Origin of the sequence: Xanthomonas axonopodis pv. maculifoliigardeniae, assembly GCF_041519315.1 — a bacterium.
Classification (GTDB): Bacteria; Pseudomonadota; Gammaproteobacteria; order Xanthomonadales; family Xanthomonadaceae; genus Xanthomonas; species Xanthomonas euvesicatoria.
In genome coordinates this window covers 3,343,823-3,366,198 of sequence record NZ_CP167998.1, presented here as the reverse complement: position 1 = coordinate 3,366,198, position 22,376 = coordinate 3,343,823, and the positions used below count along the sequence as shown (strand labels likewise).

Below are 22,376 nucleotides of genomic sequence, written 5' to 3'. Positions count from 1 at the left end.
CCAAGGGTTGTTTGCCTGCCGGGGGTTCCGAAAAAAGCGGATCCAAAACGTCAGGGTGAACCGATGGTATATGCGTTGCGAGAGAAATTAAAGTCCCGTTAACGAAAAAGAAGAAGGCTGTGAAAGTGGCAGCCGGGCGCGTGATCCGCAACGAAAAACGCCACCGGCTGCGGGCCGATGGCGTTATGAGAATTGCTATGGAATCAGTGGGTTACAGATCCTGCTCGTATCTGACGTACGGAACCGTACCGTCGCTGTTGCTCTCGTTACTCGGTGCGAACGGGTTCTTGCCGCGGGAAATGACGTTCTCGGCGCCAACGGTGAGCTGGCCGCTCCAGGGGGTGCGCCACGTCAGGCCCAGGCCCAGGCCTTCCCACTTTTCGGGCTGGCCGGGGACATCGACGACGCGACCAATGACATTTGCGCTAAAGGCACCGTAGCCGCCGCCAACGCTCAAGGTCTTGCTGTCCCACTGGTCGGCAATGGCCGGGGACACATCGGCCAGCGGGACCAGGCGTGCGCGAGCATATGTGCCGCCGATCGAAACAAAGCCTTCGCGGCCGATGTTCTTCTGCCCGAAGACGGTTAGGTCGTTTTGCTCGACACGCGTCAACGGGGCCTTGCCTGCACCGATCAGCCAGGCGGGCAGGGTGTCGCGGCCAGTGCCGGCAGTGACGCCCACCCGGCCAGTGCCGCGATTGAAGCCCAGCGTGCCGGACACGCGGCGCGAGGCAGCCGCGCTGTCTTCTTCGTCATCGCCGATGCCTGCGAGCAGGCAATGGCTGGCAAGACCGCTGATGTTGGTGCCGCGGCTGCTGTTGCAGAGCAGGCCAAGCGAGTCGCCGGAGCTCAGGCCAAACGCCGCATCGAGCGAGTTGCGGCCGAAATGCCAGCGTGCACCGGCTTTCTGCTCACCGGTCGGCTCCAGGTACAGAAAGGCTTCCACCTTGCCGCTGCCCTTGTTCCACACCGGCAGGATCGTGCTTTCGCGCAACTGTTGCGCCGACTGCGCATGCACGCCTGTGGCCGCCGCGAGGGCAACCATCAAAGCTAGCGGGAGGCGCAGGAGGTATCGCATACCAGAGGTCAGACCCAGGGGCAGTTGTTAAGTTCCCGAGAGCGGGCAAGTAGGATGCTAGGGTGTTTATGATTATTTAACAAGTGGTCGCGTGCCCCCAGAACGCAACCGTCATCCTATCTATTGCAACCTTTCCGGCGCTTCCTGCGAGGGCTGCGCCGCGTTGAAAAGTACGTCCAGCGCGGTCAACGGAAAGTGATACTCACGACCGCAGAATTCGCAGCGCACCTCGACTTCGCCAGTGGCCTCGGCGGCCGCACGCGCCTCCTCTTCGCCCAGCGATTGCAGCATCGAGGCAACCCGCTCGCGCGAACAGGAGCAGCCGAAGCTGAGTGGCTTGCTGCCGAGCAACTGCGGCGCTTCTTCGTGGAACAGGCGATGCAGCAGGTCCTGGCCGGCGACCGAGAGCAGCTCCGGTGCGCCCAGGGTGTCGAACAGGGCCCCGATGCGGGTCCAGCCATCGTTATCGCCTTCATCGCCGGGGAGCTTCTGCAGCAGCAGGCCGGCGGCCTGATCCGGGCCAGCGGCCAGCAGCAAGCGCGTCGGCAACTGCTCGGACTGCTGGAAATAGGTTTCGAAGGCTTCGGCCAGATCAGGTGCCTGCATGCCGACCAGACTCTGGTAGCGCTGCGGCTCGCGCGGGTCCAGGCCGGGGTTCTCGATGGTGATCGCCAGCAGCGCGGCCTCGCCCAGTTCGCGCAGGTCGGTCGGCGCATCCGCATCCTCGGCCAGCTGCACGATGCCGCGCAAGGTGCCGGCGGCGGTGCATTCGGCAAACAGGGTGCGCAAGATGTCGTTGCCGCGCAGTTGCACCGACAGGCGCCCGTCGACCTTGGTGTGGCCGGTGAACAGTGCAGCGGCCACCGCAGCTTCGCCGAGCAGCTGGCGCGCGGCGGGTGGGTAGGCGGCGGCACCCTGGATGTCGTGCCAGGCCTTGGTCAGGCGCACATGGACGCCGCGCACGCCGGCGGCGGGCAGCAGGAAACGGGAAAGCTGATCGTGATCGGTCATGGAAACATCGGGCGTAAGGGACGCGGGTTGCCGGATAATGCGGCAGGCATCGGGATTGAAGGTCGTAGCGAACAATGGGGACGGATGCATGGGATGGCAAGCAGGCGACGCCACCGCGGCGCGCGCGGCGCTGGTTGCGCTGGCTGATGGCGGCACCGCTGCTGTTTGCAGCGGCGAGCGTGCTGCAGGTGCTGATCTTGCGGGTGGTCGATCCGCCGATCAGCAGCATGATGGTGGGGCGTTACCTGGAAGCCTGGGGCGAGGGCGACTGGCGTTTTTCGCTGCATCAGCAGTGGCGTGATTACGACAAGATCGCCGCAAGCCTGCCGATTTCGGTGGTGGCTGCGGAGGATCAGCAGTTTCCGATGCACCACGGTTTTGACTTGCAGGCGATCGAGAAGGCGCGCGATCACAATGCCCGCGGTGGACGCGTGCGCGGCGCCAGCACCATCAGTCAGCAGGTCGCCAAGAATGTGTTCCTGTGGCAGGGCCGCAGCTGGGTGCGCAAGGGTCTGGAAGCCTGGTACACGGTGTTGATCGAGCTGTTCTGGCCGAAGCAACGCATCCTGGAGATGTATCTCAACGTGGCCGAGTTCGGCGACGGGGTGTATGGCGCGCAGGCGGCTGCACAGCAGTTCTGGAGCAAGGATGCGGCAGGCTTGTCGCCAAGCGAATCGGCACGCCTGGCAGCGGTGTTGCCATCGCCACGGCGCTATGACGCGCGTCGTCCTGGTGCATTCGTGCAGCGGCGTGCGACGTGGATCCAGCGGCAGGCGCGCCAGTTGGGCGGCCCTGCCTATCTGCAGGGGCCATCACGGTGAGCACGATCGAGACTGCGCAACTGCTGCCGGCACCCGAACGCCTGACGGTGCTCATCGCGGCCTTCAATGAAGAAACCAGCATTCCGCTGCTGCATCCGCGCCTGTGCGCGGTGTTGGCGCAGCTGCCCAGACTTCAGACGCACGTGCTGTATGTCGACGACGGCAGCACCGATGGCACCTGGGAGGTGTTGCATGCGCTGACCGAAGCGGATGCGCAGGTGAGTGCGGTGCGGTTGTCGCGCAATTTCGGCAAGGAAGCGGCGATTTCTGCCGGACTGGACCACGTGCTCCCGGGTGCGGTGGTGTTGCTCGATGCCGATGGCCAGGATCCGCCAGAGCTGATCCCGGAATTCGTTGCGCTATGGCGTGGCGGCTACGACAACATCTTCGGTACGCGGGTCATTCGCGAGGGCGAGAGTTGGCTCAAGCGTAGCGCTGCGCACGCGTTTTATCGGGTGATCCGGCGCTTGTCGCGTACCCCGATTCCTGCCGATACCGGCGATTTCCGCTTGCTGTCACCGCGTGTCGTGCAAGCCTTGCAGCAGCTGCGCGAGCGCCACCGTTTCATGAAGGGGCTCTTCGGCTGGGTCGGGTTTCGCCAAGTAGCGCTGCCGTATCGGCGTGAGCCGCGTCTGTCTGGGCACAGCAAGTTCACGGTATGGCGGCTGTGGAATTTCGCGCTCGATGGCATTACCAGTTTTTCCACGGTGCCGCTGCGCGCGGCAACATATCTGGGCCTGCTGACCGCGGTGCTGGCGTTCCTGTTCGGCGCGTGGGTCGTCATCAAGGCTGCGCTGATGGGCGACCCAGTGGCCGGGTGGCCGACGCTGATGTCGGTGATCCTGTTTCTGGGGGGCGTTCAGCTGATTGCCCTGGGCCTGATTGGCGAATACCTGGGCCGCCTGTACGACGAGGCCAAGCAGCGCCCGCTGTATCTGGTCGATACCCACCGCGGCGCGGTGGGAGTAGTCTGCGATCACCAGACCAAGCGCGGAGCGAGCCATGCAGACCGTACGACAGCTGTTGGGGACCAAGCAGGTTGAGGTATTTGCGGTTGCCGCCGATGCCGCGGTGATCGAGGCGATTCGCCTGATGGCCGAAAAGGCTATCGGCGCGGTCCTGGTGATGGAAGGACCGCGCTTGGTCGGTATCGTTTCCGAGCGCGATTACGCACGCAAGGTGGTACTGCGCGATCGCGCGTCTTCCACGACCAGCGTCGCCGAGATCATGAGCGCCGAGGTGGTGACAGTGACGCCGTCGGACACGGTGGAGCGCTGCATGCAACTCATGACCGACGGACGCTTTCGCCATCTGCCGGTGGTCGAAAACGGCCGCGTGCAAGGCGTGATTTCGATCGGCGACCTGGTCAAGGCGGTGATCGAAGCGCAGCGGCAGGATATCGACCAGCTGCAGCGTTACATCGCCAGCTGACGCTGCGCTGCCTTACTGCGCGTACTTGCCGCCGCAATCGCTGTCCTTGCCCGGGCCTGGTTCGAAGGTCGCAAGCAGGGCAGCGGGCGGTGCGATGCTGCCGAGCGCGACCGCGATCGCGCCGCGCACGCCCAACGCCTTGAAGTCGGGGCGGAAGCTTGGGTCCTTGAAGGTGCCGCCGATCCGCAGCGGCGAGCGCAGGCTGAGGATGCTGCGATCTTTCGGGCGCGGACGCAGCAGCAGATGGAGCGTTTCGTTCTTGAGGCTGATGTTGCCTTCGCCGACGATGATGGTGTCGGTGCTATCGAAGGCCAGTGCCCGCGACTGCATCAGCCCGTCCTGCACGCCGAAGTCGCCGAAGATGCAGCGCACGGGGATCTGCCGGTCCTTGGTGAGCAGGTATTTCAGCGATTCTGCGATGTCCAGGCCAGCCAGCTCCATGATCAGGTTGCCGACATGGCCGCGGCCCATGCCGACGCCGATGCTGCCATCGGCGCTGCCGAGCATCGCGGCGATGGAGTTGCCGCGGCCACGCAGATCCAGCTCGCCGCCGATCGCACCCGAGGCCTGCTTGGCGAGCGCGGCATCGGGAAACAGCTGATCCAGACGAATGCCGCGAATGCTGGCCTTCAGTTGGGTGGTGATGACTGCATTGCGCGCATCCATGCCGATGGTGGAGCGGATGTCGCCGCCGGCAACGCCGAAGTTCAATGGGTCCAACCGCAGCAAGCCGTCTTTCAAAGTCAGCGCGGCATCCATGTCGTCCAGTGGCCAGGACGGCGCGTTGATGCGCTGCGCACGCCAACGGACCTGGGCATCCATCGCACGTAACTTGGACAAGTCGTAAGGCGTTGCCGGTAGAACGCGAGGGCTGGCGGCAAGCTGCGCGGCCTGCCTTTTCTGCTCGGCGTTTGCCGATTCGTTGGTTCCGGTCTTTGGGGGCGCGCCGACGAACCCGGCCAGATCGTCGAAATCCAGCCGCTTGGACGCCAGGTCTGCGCGCAGGAACGGGCGCTTGTTGCGCAGGTCGATCTCTGCAGTGCCGGAAAGATCGCTGTCACCGGCAGTGCCGGTGAACTTTTCATAGCGCCAGACATCGCCGTCGCGGCGCAGGCGGCCGTCCAGCTTGTAAGGCGGCGTGGAGGGCATCGCGACGCCGATCAGCGGGTACAGGTCTTCCATATCCTGCCCGCTGAGCGCCATCTGCAGGTCGAACACCCGGAACTGAAACGGATTGGTCAAGGTGCCGCGCACGTGCGTCCGCGTGGCGCCGGCGCTGCCGCGCAGATCGATGCGGAAGGGGTGTTCGGTCTGGCTCAATTCCAGTGGCGAGGCGGTATTGCCCTTGAGCGAGAACGGGTAGCCTTTCCAGCGACCCTTGCCATCGATGCCGATCGGCGCAGCGCGCTGGTCGCTGCTGGGCGGCGCCAGGCTGTTGATCGCCACATCCACGTCCGAGCGGCTGGCATCGTCGATATATTGCAGCCGCCCGTTGTTCACCAACAGGCGGCCCAGGCGCGGCATGCTGCCGTCGCCATCGCTCTGGTCGAAGACCCAGTTACCCGGATGGCTGTCGTTGCCGGCTTCCAGCAACAGGGTGGGGTGCTCCAGCCGGATCTCCGGCAGCCGCAGACTGCCGCGCAGCAATGGCCAGAATTCGACATCGATCTCGGCCGCGTTCATTTCTGCCATCGCGCCGCGCTTGGACCAAAGCGCATTGCCCAAGCTCAATCGCTCGCCGCGCACCGTGGTGATACGGCCCAGATCGACATCCAGATGGCCCAGATGAAATTCGCGCCCGGTCTTCGCGCTGACCGCGCGTTCGACCGGCCCGCGTAACCAGTTCCAGTCGAACAGCAGGACGAAGATCGTTATGAGGACAGCAACGATGCCGAGCCCGATCCACCAGCGGCGACGGCGCGAGACGCGGGCGGGCGAATGAGCGGGAGAGGAGGGCACGTTGTTCACGTGCGCAATGGTTGGCGATGGCTCGTGCACGGCGCGCGAACGCGCTGTCGGTCACAGATCACATCACCTGCGCGGTCACCGCAACGAAGTGGCAAGCGCTACCGGCGAGCACGAACAGATGCCAGATGGCATGGAAGTAACGCTGGGTGTCGCGCTGATAGAAATACGTGCCCAAGGTGTAGAAGAGCCCGCCAGCCAGCAGCCAGCACAGCGACCAGGTGTCGACAGAGCGCAGCAGCGGCTCGATGGCCACGATGATCAGCCAGCCCATCGCCAGATACAGCACCGTCGAGAGCAATCGAAAGCGACCGGTAAAAAACAGTTTGAAGATCACCCCGGCGGCGGCGATCGTCCAGATGGCGGCGAATAATCCCCAGCCCCAGGGGCCGCGCAGATTGATCAACGTAAACGGTGTGTAGGTGCCGGCGATCAGCAGATAGATCGCGCAATGATCGAGCACCTGCAGGCGCGCCTTGGCGCCCGGATGCGGAATGGCATGGAACAGCGTGGAGGCGACGTAGAGCAATACCAGCGTGGCACTGAACACGATGGCAGTGGCCAGTTGCCAGCCATCGCCATAGATGGCGGCCAGCGTGATCAGCACCGAACCACCAGCCAGTGCGGCAACCGCACCCAGGCCGTGCGTGACGGCACTGGCGATTTCGTCGCGCAGGTCGGTCGAGGGGGAGGCGTCTGCGTTCATGCCAAAAAGGTACCGCAATTGCGAGCAATTCGCATCGCCAGCGGTACCGCACGCTTGCCGCAGGTCATGTGCAGGTCAATCGATCGCCTTGACATGCGCATGTTCGCGGGTGGCCGAAAAGCGCACATCCGGCGCGCGTTCCTGTGCCAGCTGCAGATTCACGCGAGTCGGTGCCAGGTACACCAGCTGGCCGGCCGCGTCGATGCCCAGGTTGCCGGCATTTTTTTCGCGAAATTCTTCCAGCTTCTTGGGATTGTCGCAGTGCACCCAGCGTGCAGTGGTGACGCTCACCGGCTCGAAGATCGCATCCACGCCGTATTCGTCCTTGAGCCGGTACGCGACCACGTCGAACTGCAGTACACCGACCGCGCCCAGGATCAGGTCGTTGCTCATCAACGGGCGGAAGAATTGCGTGGCGCCCTCTTCGGACAGCTGCGCCAGGCCCTTCTGCAATTGCTTGAGCTTGAGCGGATCGCGCAGGCGCGCGCGGCGGAACAGTTCCGGCGCGAAGTTGGGAATGCCGGTGAACGACAGCGATTCGCCTTCGGTGAAGGTGTCGCCGATGGAAATGGTGCCGTGGTTATGGATGCCGATGACATCGCCCGGCCACGCTTCTGCGGCGATCTCGCGATCGGACGCCATGAAGGTCAGTGCATTGGCCAATTTGACGTCCTTGCCGCTGCGCACATGCAGCGTCTTCATGCCGGCAGTGAACTTGCCAGAGCACACGCGCATGAAGGCCACGCGGTCGCGATGCTGCGGATCCATGTTGGCCTGAATCTTGAACACGAAGCCGCTCAATTTGGCTTCGGTCGGCTCCACGCGGCGGCCGGTGGTTTCGCGCGCCTGCGGCGGCGGTGCGTGTTCGACGAAGAAATCCAGCAACGGTTGCACGCCGAAATTGTTGACGCCCGAACCGAAGAACACCGGGGTCTGCTGGCCGGCGCGGTACGCGTCAAGATCGAACGGGTTGCTGGCACCTTGCACCAGTTCCAGCTCCTCGCGCAGCTCGGCCAGCATCTGCTCGCCGATCTTTTCGACCAGGCCGGGCGCCTCCAGCGAGGGGAAGATGGTGGAATCCTGACGGGTGAAATTGCGCCCCTGTTCGTACAGATGCACTTCGCCGGAGATCAGGTGCACCACGCCCTTGAGGCGCTGGCCCATGCCGATCGGCCAGGTGACCGGCGCGCACTGGATGCCGAGCACGGTTTCCACTTCATCCAGCAGATCGATCGGGTTCTTGCCCTCGCGATCGAGCTTGTTGATGAAGGTCATGATGGGCGTGTCGCGCAGCCGGCAGACTTCCATCAGTTTGATGGTGCGTTCTTCCACGCCCTTGGCCACGTCGATGACCATCAGCGCCGAGTCCACCGCGGTGAGCACGCGGTAGGTATCCTCGCCGAAGTCGGCGTGGCCGGGCGTGTCGAGCAGGTTGACGATCTTGCCCTCGTACGGGAACTGCATCACCGAGGAGGTCACCGAGATGCCGCGCTCTTTTTCCAGCGCCATCCAGTCCGAGGTGGCATGGCGTGCGGCCTTGCGGCCCTTCACCGAGCCGGCCATCTGGATCGCGCCGCCGAACAGCAACAGCTTTTCGGTCAGCGTGGTCTTGCCGGCATCTGGATGGGAAATGATGGCGAAGGTGCGCCGGCGCGCGGCTTCGTTGGAGACTTCGGACATGGGCGGGGCGCGCGCCCGGTCGGACGCCTGCGGAAACTGAGGAAGCCGACGATTATAGCGGCTTCGCTGCGGCACGCTTTTGCGGCAGGGGTTGGGCTCGGCGATTTGGGCGGCGGACGTCGGTCAAGCCTGTGGCGGTCAGGGCGCTGGCGAGGGAAACCGCAGCTCGCCCTGCGGGCCGAGCATGCGGAACGGCAACGAGAGCAACTGCATGTCGGCATTGCGCTGGATTGCAAAATGCAGATGCGGCGCGGTGCTGAAGCCGGTATTGCCTGAGGCGCCAAGCCGTTCGCCGGTGCGCACCGCCTGGCCAGGTCGCACCGCCACGCCGTCGGGCGCCAAGTGGGCGTACAGGGCCATGCTGCCGTCGGCATGCAGGACGCGCACCAGGTTGCCGCCGCCAGCGGCGGGGTCGCTTGGGGTGCTGTCGAGGACATCGCGCTGCACTTCCATGACCACGCCCTCGCGCGCTGCCAGCACCGGCGTGCCCTGCGGCATGGCGAAGTCCACCGCATACCAGTTGGGCGGATCGGCGTGGCTGAACTGCCCGCCAAAGCCCTGCGCCACCTGCACCGGCATGTTGTGGAATGGCAATTGATAGCGCACAGGCTGCGGGGCGGCCCTCGGATCGCCCGGCACCACCTCGAGCGTGAGGCCGAAACCGCCCAGGGTGCGCTGATTGCTGGCTGGATACAGCCGGGTCACGAGGCGGCGCTCGTGTGCGGCCAACTCGAGCGTCAGCGGTAATTGCGGCACGGCGCGGTAATCCTCGCTGGGCGGTGCGCTCAGGCGTAGTTGCGCAGGCCCGGCCAGTGGATTGGTGACCCAGGCCAGATACACCGGTGCCTGCCATTCCAGTTGCAGCGAGGCGCCAGTGCCTGTGGCTGCCGTCGCGGGGTGTGCGCCAGGTGCCTGGGGCGAGTGCTTGGCAGCGCCGGGCCAGTGCCAAGGCTGTTGTGCGTGTGCCGCAGGTACCCAGGCCGGCAGCAAGACGCATGCCGCGATCAGGGCGGGCAGGGCAGTACGAGACACGTGGTAGGGCACGCCATCGACTCGAGCAAGGGGGCGCAAGTATGCGGCCCAGCATCGACCCGAGTGGTATCGGATGAAAATATATCTTTCCATCCGCATGAAGAGATTGACATCGCAAGAATCCGGTGGCATCTTTGCCTCACCATCGAGACCGGCGGAGGGACAGGCCCTTTGATGCCGGGGCAGCCAGCGGAGCGCGCAAGCGTCCGCGTTTGGTGCCAAATCCTGCGGGGACCTCCGCGTCCGCCGAAAGATGGTTCGAATCGTGCTTTGCGCACGTCGAACGCGAGCTCCGCGAAGCTCGATGGCCGATCCACCTGGATACCGCCATGAGCCTCGTGAACACAGCATCGCCGTCTACCAACGATTTCGTTGACACCCCCGCCAGCAGCGATGACGGCATCACTGCCGTTCGCGGCGAACGCGTCATCGCCCTGCCGATGCGGCATGCCGGCATGCGCGAGCTGCGGCTGCGCTATGAACTGATCGGCGCGGCCAATGCGCCGGTGGTGTTCGTGGCCGGCGGGATTTCCGCGCACCGCCATCTGGCCGCCAGCGACCTGTTCCCCGAAAAGGGCTGGGTGGATGGGCTGGTCGGCGATGGCCGCGCACTGGATCCTGCCGCGCGTCGCCTGCTGGCATTCGACTTTCTCGGTGCCGACGGCAACCTGGACGCGCCGATCGATACCGCCGATCAGGCCGATGCGATTGCCGCCTTGCTGGACGCGCTGGGCATCGGACGCTTGCATGGCTTTGTCGGCTATTCCTACGGTGCGCTGGTGGGATTGCAATTTGCAATTCGCCATGCGGCCCGTGTCGGCACCCTGGTCGCGGTGAGCGGCGCGCACCGCGCGCATCCGTATGCGGCGGCCTGGCGTGCCCTGCAGCGCCGCGCGGTGGCGCTGGGCCAGCTGCAGTGCGCGGAGCAGCATGGCCTGGCGCTGGCGCGTCAGTTCGCCATGCTCAGCTACCGCACGCCGGAAGAATTCAGCGAGCGCTTCGATGCGCCGCCGGAGGTCATCAACGGCCGCGTGCGTGTGGCCGCCGAGGACTATCTGGACGCCGCCGGTGCGCAGTACGTGGCGCGCACGCCGGTGAACGCGTATCTGCGCCTGTCCGAATCGATCGACCTGCATCGCATCGACCCCGCGCAAGTGCGCGTGCCCACCGTGGTGGTGGCGGTGGAGGGCGACCGCCTGGTACCGCTGGCCGACATGGTCAGCCTGGTCGAAGGCCTCGGCCCGCGCGGCAGCCTGCGCGTGTTGCGCTCGCCGTATGGGCACGACGCCTTCCTGAAAGAAATCGATCGCATCGACGCAATCCTCACTACCGCCCTTCGCAGCACCGGAGAAACCGCATGAGCTTTCGTGACCCCACCGACGCCCCCTGTACTGCTGCCACCGCCGCCGTGCGTGCCGGTATCGATCGCGACACCGCCTACGGGGCAGTGACCCCGCCGATCGTGCTGTCGTCGAATTTCTCGTTCGATGGTTTCGGCAACAAGCGCCAGTACGACTACACCCGCAGCGGCAATCCGACCCGCGACCTGTTAGGCGAAGCGCTGGCCGAATTGGAAGGCGGCGCGGGCGGCGTGATCACCTCCACCGGCATGGGCGCGATCAATCTGGTGCTCAACGCGGTGCTGCAACCCGGCGATACGCTGGTGGTGCCGCACGATGCGTACGGCGGCAGCTGGCGCCTGTTCAATGCATTGGCCAAGAAAGGCCACTTCGCGCTGATCACCGCGGATCTGACCGATCCGCGTTCGCTGGCCGACGCATTGGCGCAGTCGCCCAAGCTGGTGCTGATCGAAACCCCGTCCAACCCGCTGCTGCGCATCACCGATCTGCGCTTTGTCATCGAAGCTGCAAGGAAGGTCGGCGCATTGACGGTGGTGGACAACACGTTCCTGTCGCCGGCGCTGCAGAAGCCGCTGGATTTCGGTGCCGATCTGGTCCTGCACTCCACCACCAAATACATCAACGGCCATAGCGATGTGGTGGGCGGTGCGGTGGTGGCACGCGATGCCCAACTGCATCAGCAACTGGTGTGGTGGGCCAATGCGTTGGGCCTGACCGGCTCGCCGTTCGATGCCTTCCTTACCTTGCGCGGTCTGCGCACGCTGGATGCCCGGCTGCGCGTGCATCAGGAAAACGCCGATGCGATCGCTGCGTTGCTGGACGGCCATGCGGCGGTGAATCGGGTGTATTTTCCGGGGCTGGCCTCGCATCCGGGCCATGCACTGGCCGCGCGTCAGCAGAAGGGCTTCGGGGCGATGATGAGTTTCGAGCTGGAAGGCGGCGAAGCGGCCGTGCGTGCGTTCGTCGATGGCTTGCGTTACTTCACCCTGGCCGAATCGTTGGGCGGCGTGGAAAGCCTGATCGCGCATCCGGCCTCGATGACGCACGCGGCAATGACCGCCGAAGCGCGTGCGGCAGCCGGTATTTCCGATGGCTTGCTGCGCTTGTCGATCGGGATCGAATCGGCCGACGATCTGCTGATCGATCTGCGCGCCGGCCTGGCCCGTGCCGAAGCGACCCTGACCACCGCCAGCCGCAAACAGGTCGACGCGTGAGCAATGTCCTGCCCGTTTCGCGCCGCGCTCCGGTCGCTGCAGTGACGCCCACACCGCGCCTGGCCTTGCTGGGGACCGGCACCGTGGGGCGCGCGTTCGTGACGCGCTACACCGCGCTGCAGCAGCGCCAACTGCGCTTGCCGCGCTTCGATTGGCTGGCCAATTCGCGTATTGCGCAGGATTGTGGCGTCAGCGCCGAGCAGGCCCTGCAGCACGCCAATGCGGCGCCGCGCGGGCAAACGCTCTTGCAGCCCTGGGCAGAAACCACCGCACTGGGTGCCGGCGATGTACTGGTGGATGCGACTGCCAGCGATGTCGTGGCCGATTGGCATGTCGAATGGTTGCAGCGCGGTGTGCATGTGGTCACCGCCAACAAACTGGGCCAGGGCACCGCGTTGTCGCGTGCGCAGGCGCTGCATGCGGCCCGCCATGCCAGCGGCGCGTATTACGGCGACAGCGCCACTGTGGGCGCCGGGCTACCGGTGTTGAGCAGCGTGCGCGCCTTGGTCGCCGGCGGGGATCGCATTCATTCGATCGAAGGCGTGTTGTCCGGATCGTTGGCGTGGCTGTTTCATCGCTACGACGGCAGTGGCGCGTTTTCTGCCTGTGTGCGCGAAGCGATGGCGGCTGGTTATACCGAGCCGGATCCACGCATCGATCTCTCTGGCGAGGATGTGCGGCGCAAGCTGCTGATCCTGGCGCGTGCCGCGGGGTGGCAACTGGAAGCCGAGCAGGTGCATGTGGAATCGCTGGTGCCTGCCGTCATTGCCAAGGCGCCGCTTGCTGAACTGGATGCGCAGTTGGGCGCGCTGGATGCGGTGGTGGGCGCGCGTTGGCAACAAGCGCGTGCGGCAGGGCGTTGCCTGCGCTTTGTCGGCCGTGTGGACGCGCATGGTGCAAGCGTGGGATTGCGTGAGCTGGCGCTGGACCACCCCCTGGCCGGCGGTGCCGGGACCGACAACCGCGTGGCGATCAGCAGTGACCGCTATCGCGCGCAGCCGCTGCTGATCCAGGGCCCGGGCGCGGGCGCCGAGGTGACTGCAGCGGCGTTGCTGGATGACGTGCTGCGGATCGTGGCCGGCTGATGGCGCGACCGAGCTGACGCCGGTGCGTTGCCGTGCGCCTTGCGGCGCTGGAGTGTGCGATCTGCCCATCGGTGCTGGCTGCAGCCGGTTTCGACCGGCCGCGGTGAAGATGCGAGGGCGACCGACCGTTGCCCTCGCATAGACCCACAGCATTACTGCGCGATCGCCTTCAACAGCGCAGCATTGAAGCGGGCCGGGTCCTGCACCTGTGGCGAATGGCCCAGATCGGCGAACTCGATCAGTTTCGCATTCGGAATCGCGGCTGCCGCGCGCTTGCCCAGCTTGGTGTAATCGCCCACACGTGCCTTGACCTCGGGCGGTGCGGTGTCCTTGCCGATGGCGGTGCGGTCCTTGAGGCCGATGAACAGCGTGGTCGGCACCGCAAGTCTGGGCAGCTCGTAGACCACCGGCTGGTTGAACACCATGTCGTAGGTCAGCGCCTGATTCCACGCCACGGCCTGCTTGCCCTTGCCCAGCGACATACCGGCCTGCATGCGCGCCCAGCGTTCGAATGCCGGCTTCCATTGACCGGCGTAGTACACATCCATCTGGTACTTCTTGATCCGTTCGAAGCTGGTCTTCAGCTCGTTGTCGTACCACGCATCCACGCTGCGCCAGGGGACGCCTTCGGCCTTCCAGTCTTCCAGCCCGATGGGGTCCACCAGCGCCAGATGCTCGGTGGCTTGCGGGTGCATCAGCGCATAGCGAATGGCCAGCATGCCGCCCATCGAATGGCCGACCACCACCGCACGTTCGATGCCGAGCGTCTTCAACAACGCATGCGTATTGTCTGCCAGTTGCGCGAACGAAAACTGATAGGCGGCCGGCTTGCTGGACTTGCAGAAACCGATCTGGTCTGGCGCGATGACGCGGTAGCCGGCCTTGCTTAGCGCGGCGATGCTGTCTTCCCAGGTGGCGGCGCAGAAGTTCTTGCCATGCAACAGCACCGCAGTGTGGCCATTGGGCGTGCCGGTTGGCGCAACATCCAGATAGGCCATTTCCAGCGGCTGCTGTTGCGAGGTGAATGCATAAGTCTTGACTGGATGTGGGTAGTCGAAGCCTTCCAGCCGCGGGCCATAACTGGCTTCCTGCGCCAGGAGCGGACTACTGGCCAGGGCGAGCATGAGGGTGCAAACGCGCTTTCGCATCGTGATCTCCATCAATCCAGCCCTGACGGTACAGCGGCGAATGTGGTGGGAACGTACAGCCGGGTGACGGTTGGCGGGCGCTGCAGGCGCGTTGCTGACGATGACTGGCGACCCGGCTCCGATGCGTGCGCCGACCTCTATTGCCCTCATCCGCGCTTCGCGCACCTTCTCCCGCGTGCGGGAGCAGGGCAGCGCGTCCCCGCGGCTGGTGCGTCCCTTGTCTGCATTTCGCGCATCTTCTTCCTGCGTGCACGAGAACGGCAATGCAAGGGCATGCATCCGTGGAGCGGGTTTTTTCGTCGCTGCGCGCGCTGGGTTGAGCAGCACTCCGCCTACGATTGGCTCAGCATTCGATGACGTTCACCGCCAGCCCGCCGCGGCTGGTTTCCTTGTACTTATCCTGCATGTCGCGGCCGGTGTCGCGCATGGTCTTGATGACCTTGTCCAGCGAGACCTTGTGCTTGCCGTCGCCACGCATGGCCATGCGGCTGGCGTTGATGGCCTTCACCGCGCCCATGGCGTTGCGTTCGATGCACGGAATCTGTACCAGCCCGCCGATCGGGTCGCAGGTCAGGCCCAGGTTGTGTTCCATGCCGATTTCCGCGGCGTTTTCGATCTGCCCGGGGTTGCCGCCGAGTGCGGCAACCAGGCCGCCGGCGGCCATCGAGCAGGCCACGCCCACTTCGCCCTGGCAGCCGACTTCGGCACCGGAAATCGAGGCGTTTTCCTTGTAGAGAATGCCGATGGCCGCTGCGGTGAGCAGGAAATCGAAGATGCGTTGTTCGGATGCGCCTGCGCAGAAGCGGTCGAAATAATGCAGCACCGCCGGAATGATGCCGGCCGCGCCGTTGGTCGGCGCGGTGACCACGCGGCCGCCTGCGGCGTTTTCTTCGTTGACGGCCAGTGCGTACAGGTTGACCCAATCCAGCGTGGTCAACGGGTCGCGCATGGCCGCCTCCGGCTTGGAGGACAGTTCGCGGTACAGCGCTGGTGCGCGACGGGAGACATTCAGGCCGCCCGGTAGCGTGCCTTCTTCGCGGATGCCGCGCTTCACGCAGGACTGCATCGCATTCCACAGTTCGCGCAGGCCCGCACGGATCTCCTCTTCGCTGCGCCAGCTCTTTTCGTTCTCGAACATCAGCGCGGCAATGCTCAGGCCGCTGCGCGCGCACTGCGCCAGCAGTTCGTCGCCGCTGAGGAACGGGTAGGGCAGCGGCGTTTCGTCGGCCACGATGCGGTCGTCTGCGGCGTCGTCCTGATTGACCACGAAGCCGCCGCCGACCGAATAGTAATCGCGTGTGGCGATGACGGCTTCATCGGCATCGTAGGCGGTAAAGCGCATGCCGTTGGTGTGGTACGGCAGCTTCTGCCGCTTGTTCATCGGAAGGTCGCGCTTTTCGTCGAAGACGATGGCGTGCTGGCCCATCAAGGTGATGCGCTTGCTGGTACGAATGCGCTCCAGCGTGGCGGGGATGATGTCCGGGTCGATCAGGTTGGGGCGGTGGCCCTCCAGCCCGAGCAGCACCGCCTTGTCGGTGCCATGGCCGCGGCCGGTCAGGGCGAGCGAGCCGAAGACTTCGGCGCGGATGCGCACCACGTCCTGCAGGCGCCCGGCATCGAGCAGCCAGCGATGCACGAAGCGCTCGGCGGCGCGCATCGGCCCCACGGTGTGGGAGGAACTCGGGCCGATACCGATCTTGAACAGGTCGAACGTGCTGACAGCCATGCGTGCCGGAGAGGTGAGCGTAAAGGCGGCTATTCTAGTCGTTCGGCGCTTGCGGCACGGCTGCAGCGCAGCATGAGAGCCCGGCCGATGCCCCTGACCCTGTACCAGCGCGACGATTGCCACCTGTGCGACCAGGCCTTGGAAGTGCTGGCGCAGGCGCGTGCAGGCGATTTCGACAGCGTGTTCATCGACGACGACGCGGCGCTTGAGGTCGTTTACGGCGCGCGCGTGCCGGTGCTGCGCGATGCGCGTGGACGCGAGCTGGATTGGCCGTTCGATCGCGTGCGCTTGCGTGCATGGCTGGACGACGACGTCGCCGAGCGGTAGGAGCGGCACGACAACGCGCCGGCTCCGCAATCTATTGCAGCCGGTGAGCACCGGCTCGCTGTTCCACGCCATGTGGGCACAAAAAAGCGGCGGACCCGACGAGTAGTCCGCCGCTCAGTGGCTGCGTCCGGTTGCAGCCTGTGGCGTTACTTCGCCTTCAACACGACCTTGGTGCTGATCGCGGTTTCGTTGGGAATGGTCTTGGTGTCGGCCCAGTCGCCGCCGCCCACGCCAAAGTCCAGCCGCTTGACGACGGCCTTGCCGGACAGCACCGGCTGCGCGCCGGGCGTCCAGGTAAAGGTCAGCGTCACCGGCTTGCTGACACCGCGCAGTTCCAAGGTGCCATCGGCAGCGTACTGGTTGCCGCCCAGGGCGCGGAACTTGTCGGCGCGGTAGCGCGCAGTGGCGAACTTGGCGACATTGAAGAAATCCGGACCCTGCAGGGTGGAATCGCGATCGTTGTTGCCGCTGACCGCGCTGGCCAGTGGGATGCGCACGTCGAGCTTGGCCCCGGCAAGGTTGGCCGGATCGAAACTCAGCGTGGTGTCGAAGCCGGGGAACTTGCCGGTGAACACTTCACCGTCGTACTTGCTGGCAAATACCAGGCTGGAGCCGGGCGCCTGCACGTAATCGGCGGCCAGCACCGGGGCGGCGGCGAACGTGGCAACCAGCGAGGCCGCGACCAGCATCGGAGAGACAAACAACTTGGACGACATGGGAAATCCTTATGGTTTGGGAGCCAGCCAGCCACGCGGCAACATCCGCGCCAGGGTGGCGTCGCGCTGGAACAGGTGGTGGTAAAACGCAGCGCCGGCATGCGCCAATACCACGGCAATCAGCAACCAGAAACCCCATTCGTGGACGAAGTGCGCAATGGCGCGCAATTGTTCGTCCGGGGGGCTGAGCTTGGGCACATTGAACAGGCCGAACCAGCGAAACGGCCGCAGGCCGCTGGTGGAGTCGTACAACCAGCCCGACAGCGGCATGGCGAAGATCATGGCGTACAGCAGCCAGTGGGTGAACCCGGCGATGCGCTCCTGCCAGCGCGGCGTACCGGCCACCGGCGGCGGTGCGCCGGCGTAAATGCGCCACCCAAGCCGCACGATCACCAAGGCCAGGACAGTCAGCCCCACCGATTTGTGCGCCGTGTACACCCAGAAGTATTTCGGGGTCTTGGGCAGCTCGCCCATGGTCAGGCCGACGATGCCCAGCACCAGGATCAGCAGTGCGATCAACCAGTGCAGGGTCTGGCTCACACCGCCCCAGCGCTCGAGGTTCTTCATGCTCATGTGCCCGATTCCTGGGTGGCGGCGGCGTCCGCAGGCGTGGGTGCGGCTTGCGGCTCGGGGGTCTCGTCGTCGGCGCGCCCTTCGCGCACGGCTTCGGCTTCGATGCGCAACTCCACGCTGTCGCCGATCATCGATTTCCAGGCATCAATCCCGAACTCGGAACGGCTCAGCGTGGCGGTGGCGGAGAAACCGGCCGTACGGCGGAACGGCGGGAGCGGATGGCGCTTGAGCGCGTTGAGGGTGACGTCCAGGGTGACCGGGCGGGTGACCCCGTGCAGGGTCAGGTTACCGCTGACCTTGGCGTGGTTTTCGCCGCTGGCCTCGACGTGCGTGGAGACGAAATGCGCGTCGGGAAAGCGCTCGGCGTCGAGTAGGTTGCGTGCCAGGGTGGCCTGGTTCCACTTGGCATCGCCCAGGTCTGCGCGGTGCAGCGGCACGGTGACATCCAGCCGGGCGGCGGCCCAGTCGTCCGGGTCGAAGACCAAGGTGCCGCTACTTCCGGAAACGGTGCCCAATGCCTTGGAAAAGCCGGCATGTTCCACCGCGAACAACACGCGGGTATGCACCGGATCCAGCGCATACCGCACAGGCGCAGCGGTGGCGGCGAGGCTGGTTGCAACCAGGGCAGAGGACACCAATAGGCGGGCGAGGATTGTCATGGGCGGATTCTAGACATATCCCGGCAACGCGCGCTCGGCTTGCGCTCGCAACGATCCGTTGCGAGCATGCCGGCTGGACGAGGAAAGGATTCCCCCATGCGTGTACTCATCGTGGTGCTGGCCGTGCTGTTGGCGATCTGGCCGTGCGCGGCAAAGATTCCGGAAGTGCCACGCTTTCGGATCGTGGGACCCAGCGAAGGATTGCCTTCGACGATGGTGGTTGCCATCAGCCAGGATCGCGCCGGCTATCTATGGCTTGGAACGCTCGACGGTCTGGTGCGGTACGACGGCGCGGGCTTCAGGACCTGGCGGCACGATCCGGCCGACCCTGGGTCGTTGCCCTGCAACGCGGTGCAGGCATTGCATATCGATGCGCTGGACCGGGTCTGGGTGGGCTGCGGCAAGACGCTGAGCGTGCTGGATGCCGGCCGCAGGCGCTTTGTTCACTATCGCGCTGCAGACTATCCATTGCTGAAGGACGGCGAGATCTTCAGCATCGCCGCATTCGATGGCGGCATCTGGGCCGGCACGACCACCGGTGCGCTGGTGCGCATCGGTGCCGACGGAGGGATGTCGTCGGTGAACCTGGGCGGGATCGAAGGCGCGCTGGATCACGCCATGGTCATGAACCTGGCGGTGGACAACCAGCACCGCCTGTGGATCGGCACCAGCAATGGCCTGGCCTATTACGACGGCACGCAACTGCACCGCCAATACGTCGCGGACGAGCCAAACCGGGAAGCGGCCATCTTCGGTTTGCAGTGGGCCGGGGACCGTTTGTGGCTGGGAAGCGAGTCGGGATTGCACGTGCTGCGCGCCGACGGTCGCTGGCAGCCGCTTGCCTGGTCAACGATGTTCGGCAACGGTAATGAGTTCTGGGGCGCAGTCGCGACGCCGGATGGCGAATTCTGGCTGGGCAGCGGACGTGGTCTTTGGCGCACGCGCGGAGAGCGTCCACCGGTGCCCGCCCTGAGCGGGGAGGGGCCGCTGTCGCGTCGTAACGTGATCGGCTTGATGGGGGCGGCCGATGGCGGCCTGTGGGTGCCCATGCATGGCACCGGGCTCGGGTATCTGCCAGCCGACTGGAAACGCAGTGCCGTGCTCAAGCCCGCGGTGCCGATGGGCGATGCGATCTATTGCAACCTGGCGCCTGCCAAGCGCTCAGGGGGCTTATGGCAGGTCGATGCGCAGGGGCGTCTGTTGCGCGTGGATCCGAGCACCGGCGATTCGTTCCAGACAGGCCTGCAGTCGCCGCAGCTCAAAGGGATGGAGTTGGTGTCGGCATTGGAAGATCGCCTGCAACGGGTGTGGCTGGGGAATTTGACCTTTGGCCTTTCGCGGATGGACCTGCGTACCGGTGACTTCGTGCACTGGCCGTCCGATGGGCCCGAGCCGTCATCGGCGTTGTCGGCGCCGGAATGGATCATGGAGCATGGCGACACCGTCTGGATGGCCTTCATCGACATGGTGCAGCAGCGCGATCTACGCACCGGCAAGGTCTTGCAGCGGATGACCCAACAAGACCTGCATGGCCTACGCGCGATCGACATCCAACAACTGGACCAGGGCCCCGACGGACGCGTCTGGGTGGCCGGCGAGGGCGGCATGTTCGCATGGGACGACGCGACAGGCCGCTTCGTGCCGGTGGCAGGGCTTGAGGGGACGCCGATCCAGGCATTCGCCAGCCAGTCTGCGGACACACTTTGGGTATATCGCGCCTCCGGTGCAGAGCAGTGGCAAAAGCGCGCCGCCGGCTGGAAGCGCGTGCGTCAGGTAGGCGAAGCGGATGGACTGAGTGGGTTCGATGCCTCTGCCATGCAGATCGACCCGCGTGGGCGTGTCTGGATTTCCAGTCTGCGCGGGCTTTGGCGGATCGATCCCTCGGTGAATCCGGCACGGGTCCGCAATATCGGCACGCGCGATGGCCTCACCAGTCAGGAGTTCATCCAGCATTGCCTGTTGACTTCGGGCGACACCTTGATCGGGGCAACCAGCGATGGCTCTACCGTGCTGCTGGATACCGCAATGCCGGATGTTGCCCCGTTCGTGCCGGCACTGCAGCTGGAACACGTCAGCGTGCTGCGCAATGGCGCACGCATCGCCTTGCCGATGGACCGCCCGTTCCAGCTGGGCCCGGAGGACCGCCAGCTGCAGATCGTCAGCCGCCTGCTGTCGTACAGCGACCCGCTGTCCAATCGGTATCGCAGCTTCCTGAAAGGCTTCGATACGGACTGGCAGACCATAGGCAACACCGGCATCCGTGAATTCGCCAGCCTGCCTGCCGGCAACTACGCGCTTGCGCTGCAGGGCATCGACCCGCTGGGCAATCGCTCGCAGGTGCGTTCGCTGCAATTTTCGGTCAGGCCGCCCTGGTGGCGTAGCGAGATCGGGATTGCGGCGATTGGGTTTTCTGGATTGCTGTTGAGCGCCTTGCTGGCCGCCGCATATCGGCGACGTATCCGCATGCGCGCGCAGTGGCAGCTGGCGCAACACAAGCGCGAGTTGGCCGAGCAGGCATCGCTGGCCAAGACGCGCTTTCTGGCAACGTTGGGTCACGAGGTGCGCACGCCGATGACCGGTGTGCTGGGCATGAGCGAGTTGCTGCTGCAGACCCCATTGGATGGCCGTCAGCAAGGCTATGCAAGCGCGATCCAGCTGGCCGGCAAGCACCTGCTGCGTCTGGTCAACGATGCACTGGATCTGGCCCGGATCGAAGCGGGCAAATTGCCGCTGGATTACCGCGATTTCGATCTGCGCCAGTTGGTCGGCCAGGTGGTGGAACTGGTGCGCCCGAGTGCCGAGCAGAAGCAGCTGGCCTTCCAGTGCGAGCTCGACGAGGCATTGCCGCCGGCATTGCATGGCGATGCCAGTCGCGTGCAGCAGATCCTGCTGAATCTGCTGTTCAATGCGGTCAAGTTCACCGAGCGCGGTAGCGTGCACCTGCGCCTTACCACATTGCCGCAGTACACCCGGCAGGGTCTGCGCGTGGAAGTGCGCGACACCGGGCCGGGCATGAGCGCCGAGCAGCGCGGACGGCTGTTCCAGCGGTTTGAACAGGCCGAAGGCGCGCTCACGCTGGCACGGCACGGCGGCAGTGGGCTGGGGCTGGCGATCTGCCGCGAACTTGCCGCGGCGATGGGCGGCGCGGTGACGGTCACCAGTGAATTGGGGCAGGGCGCGTGTTTTGTGGTCGAGCTGCCGTTGCACTGGGTGTCCACGTTGCCTGCGGTCACGCCGCCTGCAGTGCGCGCTCCGTCGCTGCGTGAGCAAGCGCCGTTGCAGCTGCTGCTGGTCGAGGACGATGCGACCGTGGCGCAGGTGATCGTGGGCCTGCTGCAGACGCGTGGGCATCACGTCACGCATGTGCTGCATGGTCTTGCCGCGCTGGCAGAGGTGAGCACGCGCAGTTTCGATGCGGGATTGTGCGATCTGGATCTTCCCGGCCTCGATGGTGCGGCGCTGGTGGCGCAGTTGCGCGCGCGCGGTGTGCGCTTCCCGATCGTGGCCGTGACCGCACGTGCCGACACGGATGCCGAACCGCAGGCGATGGCCGCCGGCTGCAATGGCTTTCTGCGCAAACCGGTCACGGGCGATTTGCTGGCGCAGGCCTTGGCGCGGGTGCTTGCCGATGTCGATGATGGCCAGCGCGATCGCGAGGCCGGCGACGCGTAGGTCCAGGTGCAAGCCAGGCGAGGACGCGACAGCAGCCTCGCGCCGGCGCTGTCTTGGTTCCATGGCAGACAGCAAACCGGCAGTGCGTTCGCCACGACCAGTGCCATGCGCAGCAGATACCTGCTGCACTGGCCGGCCAAGCATTTGGTCGCATGCCGGGTCAGTCGCAGC

At 65.3% G+C, this 22,376-nt stretch carries 19 protein-coding genes and 1 riboswitch; of the genes, 8 read left to right on the top strand and 11 right to left on the bottom strand.

From position 1 onward, the window contains the following. Positions 1 to 211 precede the first annotated feature (211 nt). Together ACDH77_RS14570 and ACDH77_RS14565 are read right to left on the bottom strand one after the other, a co-directional pair. Complete coding sequence (locus ACDH77_RS14570; protein WP_029819951.1) at positions 212 to 1,045, bottom strand: hypothetical protein; 834 nt, start codon at positions 1,043 to 1,045, stop codon at positions 212 to 214. A gap of 153 nt (positions 1,046 to 1,198) precedes the next feature. Beyond that, entirely contained in the window at positions 1,199 to 2,089 is an 891-nt protein-coding gene (locus ACDH77_RS14565) for an Hsp33 family molecular chaperone HslO (RefSeq protein ID WP_109290808.1), read from the bottom strand. A 74-nt stretch (positions 2,090 to 2,163) separates the two neighbouring features. Between ACDH77_RS14565 and mtgA the strand changes: the two genes are divergently transcribed. Genes mtgA through ACDH77_RS14550 form a run of 3 tightly spaced genes read left to right on the top strand, consistent with a single transcriptional unit; the run spans position 2,164 to position 4,341 of the window. Beyond that, the gene (gene mtgA / locus ACDH77_RS14560; RefSeq protein WP_109290810.1) at positions 2,164 to 2,910 is read left to right on the top strand and encodes a monofunctional biosynthetic peptidoglycan transglycosylase; all 747 of its coding nucleotides are present in this window, start codon (positions 2,164 to 2,166) and stop codon (positions 2,908 to 2,910) included. Continuing rightward, entirely contained in the window at positions 2,907 to 3,953 is a 1,047-nt protein-coding gene (locus ACDH77_RS14555; RefSeq protein ID WP_372353517.1) for a glycosyltransferase family 2 protein, read from the top strand. Before mtgA ends, ACDH77_RS14555 begins: the two co-directional genes overlap by 4 nt. Then, on the top strand, positions 3,913 to 4,341 hold the full coding sequence (locus ACDH77_RS14550; protein WP_109290815.1) for a CBS domain-containing protein: 429 nt from the start codon (positions 3,913 to 3,915) through the stop codon (positions 4,339 to 4,341). Before ACDH77_RS14555 ends, ACDH77_RS14550 begins: the two co-directional genes overlap by 41 nt. 12 nt (positions 4,342 to 4,353) lie before the next feature. On the opposite strand, the gene ACDH77_RS14545 is transcribed toward ACDH77_RS14550, so the two are convergent. From ACDH77_RS14545 to ACDH77_RS14530, 4 genes are all read right to left on the bottom strand, one after another. Beyond that, complete coding sequence (locus tag ACDH77_RS14545) at positions 4,354 to 6,309, bottom strand: AsmA family protein (protein ID WP_372353516.1); 1,956 nt, start codon at positions 6,307 to 6,309, stop codon at positions 4,354 to 4,356. A gap of 58 nt (positions 6,310 to 6,367) precedes the next feature. Continuing rightward, a complete protein-coding gene (gene trhA / locus ACDH77_RS14540) occupies positions 6,368 to 7,012 on the bottom strand; it encodes a PAQR family membrane homeostasis protein TrhA (RefSeq protein ID WP_008572085.1) in 645 nt (214 codons plus the stop codon). 75 nt (positions 7,013 to 7,087) lie between these two features. Then, positions 7,088 to 8,692, bottom strand: a complete 1,605-nt coding sequence (locus ACDH77_RS14535) for a peptide chain release factor 3 (RefSeq protein ID WP_008572087.1) — start codon at positions 8,690 to 8,692, stop codon at positions 7,088 to 7,090. Positions 8,693 to 8,830: 138 nt separating this feature from the next. Next, on the bottom strand, positions 8,831 to 9,736 hold the full coding sequence (locus tag ACDH77_RS14530) for a M23 family metallopeptidase (RefSeq protein WP_109290817.1): 906 nt from the start codon (positions 9,734 to 9,736) through the stop codon (positions 8,831 to 8,833). A gap of 127 nt (positions 9,737 to 9,863) precedes the next feature. Next, positions 9,864 to 9,984: riboswitch (SAM riboswitch) on the top strand. A 69-nt stretch (positions 9,985 to 10,053) separates the two neighbouring features. On the opposite strand from ACDH77_RS14530, the gene ACDH77_RS14525 reads away from it, so the two are divergent. From ACDH77_RS14525 to ACDH77_RS14515, 3 genes are read left to right on the top strand one after another with little or no spacing between them, the layout of a single operon-like run. After that, positions 10,054 to 11,085, top strand: coding sequence for a homoserine O-succinyltransferase (locus ACDH77_RS14525; RefSeq protein WP_011348198.1), 1,032 nt, complete (start codon positions 10,054 to 10,056; stop codon positions 11,083 to 11,085). Further along, entirely contained in the window at positions 11,082 to 12,299 is a 1,218-nt protein-coding gene (locus tag ACDH77_RS14520) for an O-succinylhomoserine (thiol)-lyase (protein WP_029819947.1), read from the top strand. The genes ACDH77_RS14525 and ACDH77_RS14520 overlap by 4 nt, the downstream gene beginning before the upstream one ends. Next, positions 12,296 to 13,384, top strand: a complete 1,089-nt coding sequence (locus ACDH77_RS14515) for a homoserine dehydrogenase (protein ID WP_181388251.1) — start codon at positions 12,296 to 12,298, stop codon at positions 13,382 to 13,384. The genes ACDH77_RS14520 and ACDH77_RS14515 overlap by 4 nt, the downstream gene beginning before the upstream one ends. Positions 13,385 to 13,536: 152 nt before the next feature. Here ACDH77_RS14515 and ACDH77_RS14510 read toward each other — a convergent pair whose 3' ends face one another. Both ACDH77_RS14510 and ACDH77_RS14505 read right to left on the bottom strand, forming a co-directional pair. Continuing rightward, positions 13,537 to 14,544, bottom strand: a complete 1,008-nt coding sequence (locus tag ACDH77_RS14510) for an alpha/beta fold hydrolase (RefSeq protein WP_109290823.1) — start codon at positions 14,542 to 14,544, stop codon at positions 13,537 to 13,539. 331 nt (positions 14,545 to 14,875) lie between these two features. Then, positions 14,876 to 16,258: an L-serine ammonia-lyase gene (locus ACDH77_RS14505; RefSeq protein WP_011348195.1), complete on the bottom strand. Its 1,383-nt coding sequence runs from the start codon at positions 16,256 to 16,258 to the stop codon at positions 14,876 to 14,878. A gap of 87 nt (positions 16,259 to 16,345) precedes the next feature. Between ACDH77_RS14505 and ACDH77_RS14500 the strand changes: the two genes are divergently transcribed. Continuing rightward, on the top strand, positions 16,346 to 16,585 hold the full coding sequence (locus ACDH77_RS14500; protein ID WP_029819944.1) for a glutaredoxin family protein: 240 nt from the start codon (positions 16,346 to 16,348) through the stop codon (positions 16,583 to 16,585). A gap of 146 nt (positions 16,586 to 16,731) precedes the next feature. Here the strand turns inward: ACDH77_RS14500 and ACDH77_RS14495 are convergent, their stop codons facing one another. From ACDH77_RS14495 to ACDH77_RS14485, 3 genes are read right to left on the bottom strand one after another with little or no spacing between them, the layout of a single operon-like run. Continuing rightward, entirely contained in the window at positions 16,732 to 17,301 is a 570-nt protein-coding gene (locus ACDH77_RS14495; RefSeq protein WP_011348193.1) for a YceI family protein, read from the bottom strand. 9 nt (positions 17,302 to 17,310) lie between these two features. Continuing rightward, positions 17,311 to 17,874, bottom strand: coding sequence for a cytochrome b (locus tag ACDH77_RS14490; protein ID WP_008575305.1), 564 nt, complete (start codon positions 17,872 to 17,874; stop codon positions 17,311 to 17,313). Next, positions 17,871 to 18,533: a YceI family protein gene (locus tag ACDH77_RS14485; protein WP_031423663.1), complete on the bottom strand. Its 663-nt coding sequence runs from the start codon at positions 18,531 to 18,533 to the stop codon at positions 17,871 to 17,873. Before ACDH77_RS14485 ends, ACDH77_RS14490 begins: the two co-directional genes overlap by 4 nt. A gap of 96 nt (positions 18,534 to 18,629) precedes the next feature. On the opposite strand from ACDH77_RS14485, the gene ACDH77_RS14480 reads away from it, so the two are divergent. Continuing rightward, on the top strand, positions 18,630 to 22,205 hold the full coding sequence (locus ACDH77_RS14480) for a hybrid sensor histidine kinase/response regulator (protein ID WP_109290825.1): 3,576 nt from the start codon (positions 18,630 to 18,632) through the stop codon (positions 22,203 to 22,205). Positions 22,206 to 22,376: the final 171 nt, after the last annotated feature.

What these genes read in the sequence shown, in the direction of transcription:
- ACDH77_RS14570 (WP_029819951.1), bottom strand. Translation starts at nt 1,045, where the DNA reads ATGGTTGCCCTCGCGGCGGCCACAGGCGTGCATGCGCAGTCGGCGCAA.
- ACDH77_RS14565 (WP_109290808.1), bottom strand. Translation starts at nt 2,089, where the DNA reads ATGACCGATCACGATCAGCTTTCCCGTTTCCTGCTGCCCGCCGCCGGC.
- mtgA (WP_109290810.1), top strand. Translation starts at nt 2,164, where the DNA reads ATGGGGACGGATGCATGGGATGGCAAGCAGGCGACGCCACCGCGGCGC.
- ACDH77_RS14550 (WP_109290815.1), top strand. Translation starts at nt 3,913, where the DNA reads ATGCAGACCGTACGACAGCTGTTGGGGACCAAGCAGGTTGAGGTATTT.
- trhA (WP_008572085.1), bottom strand. Translation starts at nt 7,012, where the DNA reads ATGAACGCAGACGCCTCCCCCTCGACCGACCTGCGCGACGAAATCGCC.
- ACDH77_RS14535 (WP_008572087.1), bottom strand. Translation starts at nt 8,692, where the DNA reads ATGTCCGAAGTCTCCAACGAAGCCGCGCGCCGGCGCACCTTCGCCATC.
- ACDH77_RS14525 (WP_011348198.1), top strand. Translation starts at nt 10,054, where the DNA reads ATGAGCCTCGTGAACACAGCATCGCCGTCTACCAACGATTTCGTTGAC.
- ACDH77_RS14520 (WP_029819947.1), top strand. Translation starts at nt 11,082, where the DNA reads ATGAGCTTTCGTGACCCCACCGACGCCCCCTGTACTGCTGCCACCGCC.
- ACDH77_RS14510 (WP_109290823.1), bottom strand. Translation starts at nt 14,544, where the DNA reads ATGGAGATCACGATGCGAAAGCGCGTTTGCACCCTCATGCTCGCCCTG.
- ACDH77_RS14505 (WP_011348195.1), bottom strand. Translation starts at nt 16,258, where the DNA reads ATGGCTGTCAGCACGTTCGACCTGTTCAAGATCGGTATCGGCCCGAGT.
- ACDH77_RS14500 (WP_029819944.1), top strand. Translation starts at nt 16,346, where the DNA reads ATGCCCCTGACCCTGTACCAGCGCGACGATTGCCACCTGTGCGACCAG.
- ACDH77_RS14495 (WP_011348193.1), bottom strand. Translation starts at nt 17,301, where the DNA reads ATGTCGTCCAAGTTGTTTGTCTCTCCGATGCTGGTCGCGGCCTCGCTG.
- ACDH77_RS14490 (WP_008575305.1), bottom strand. Translation starts at nt 17,874, where the DNA reads ATGAGCATGAAGAACCTCGAGCGCTGGGGCGGTGTGAGCCAGACCCTG.
- ACDH77_RS14485 (WP_031423663.1), bottom strand. Translation starts at nt 18,533, where the DNA reads ATGACAATCCTCGCCCGCCTATTGGTGTCCTCTGCCCTGGTTGCAACC.
- ACDH77_RS14480 (WP_109290825.1), top strand. Translation starts at nt 18,630, where the DNA reads ATGCGTGTACTCATCGTGGTGCTGGCCGTGCTGTTGGCGATCTGGCCG.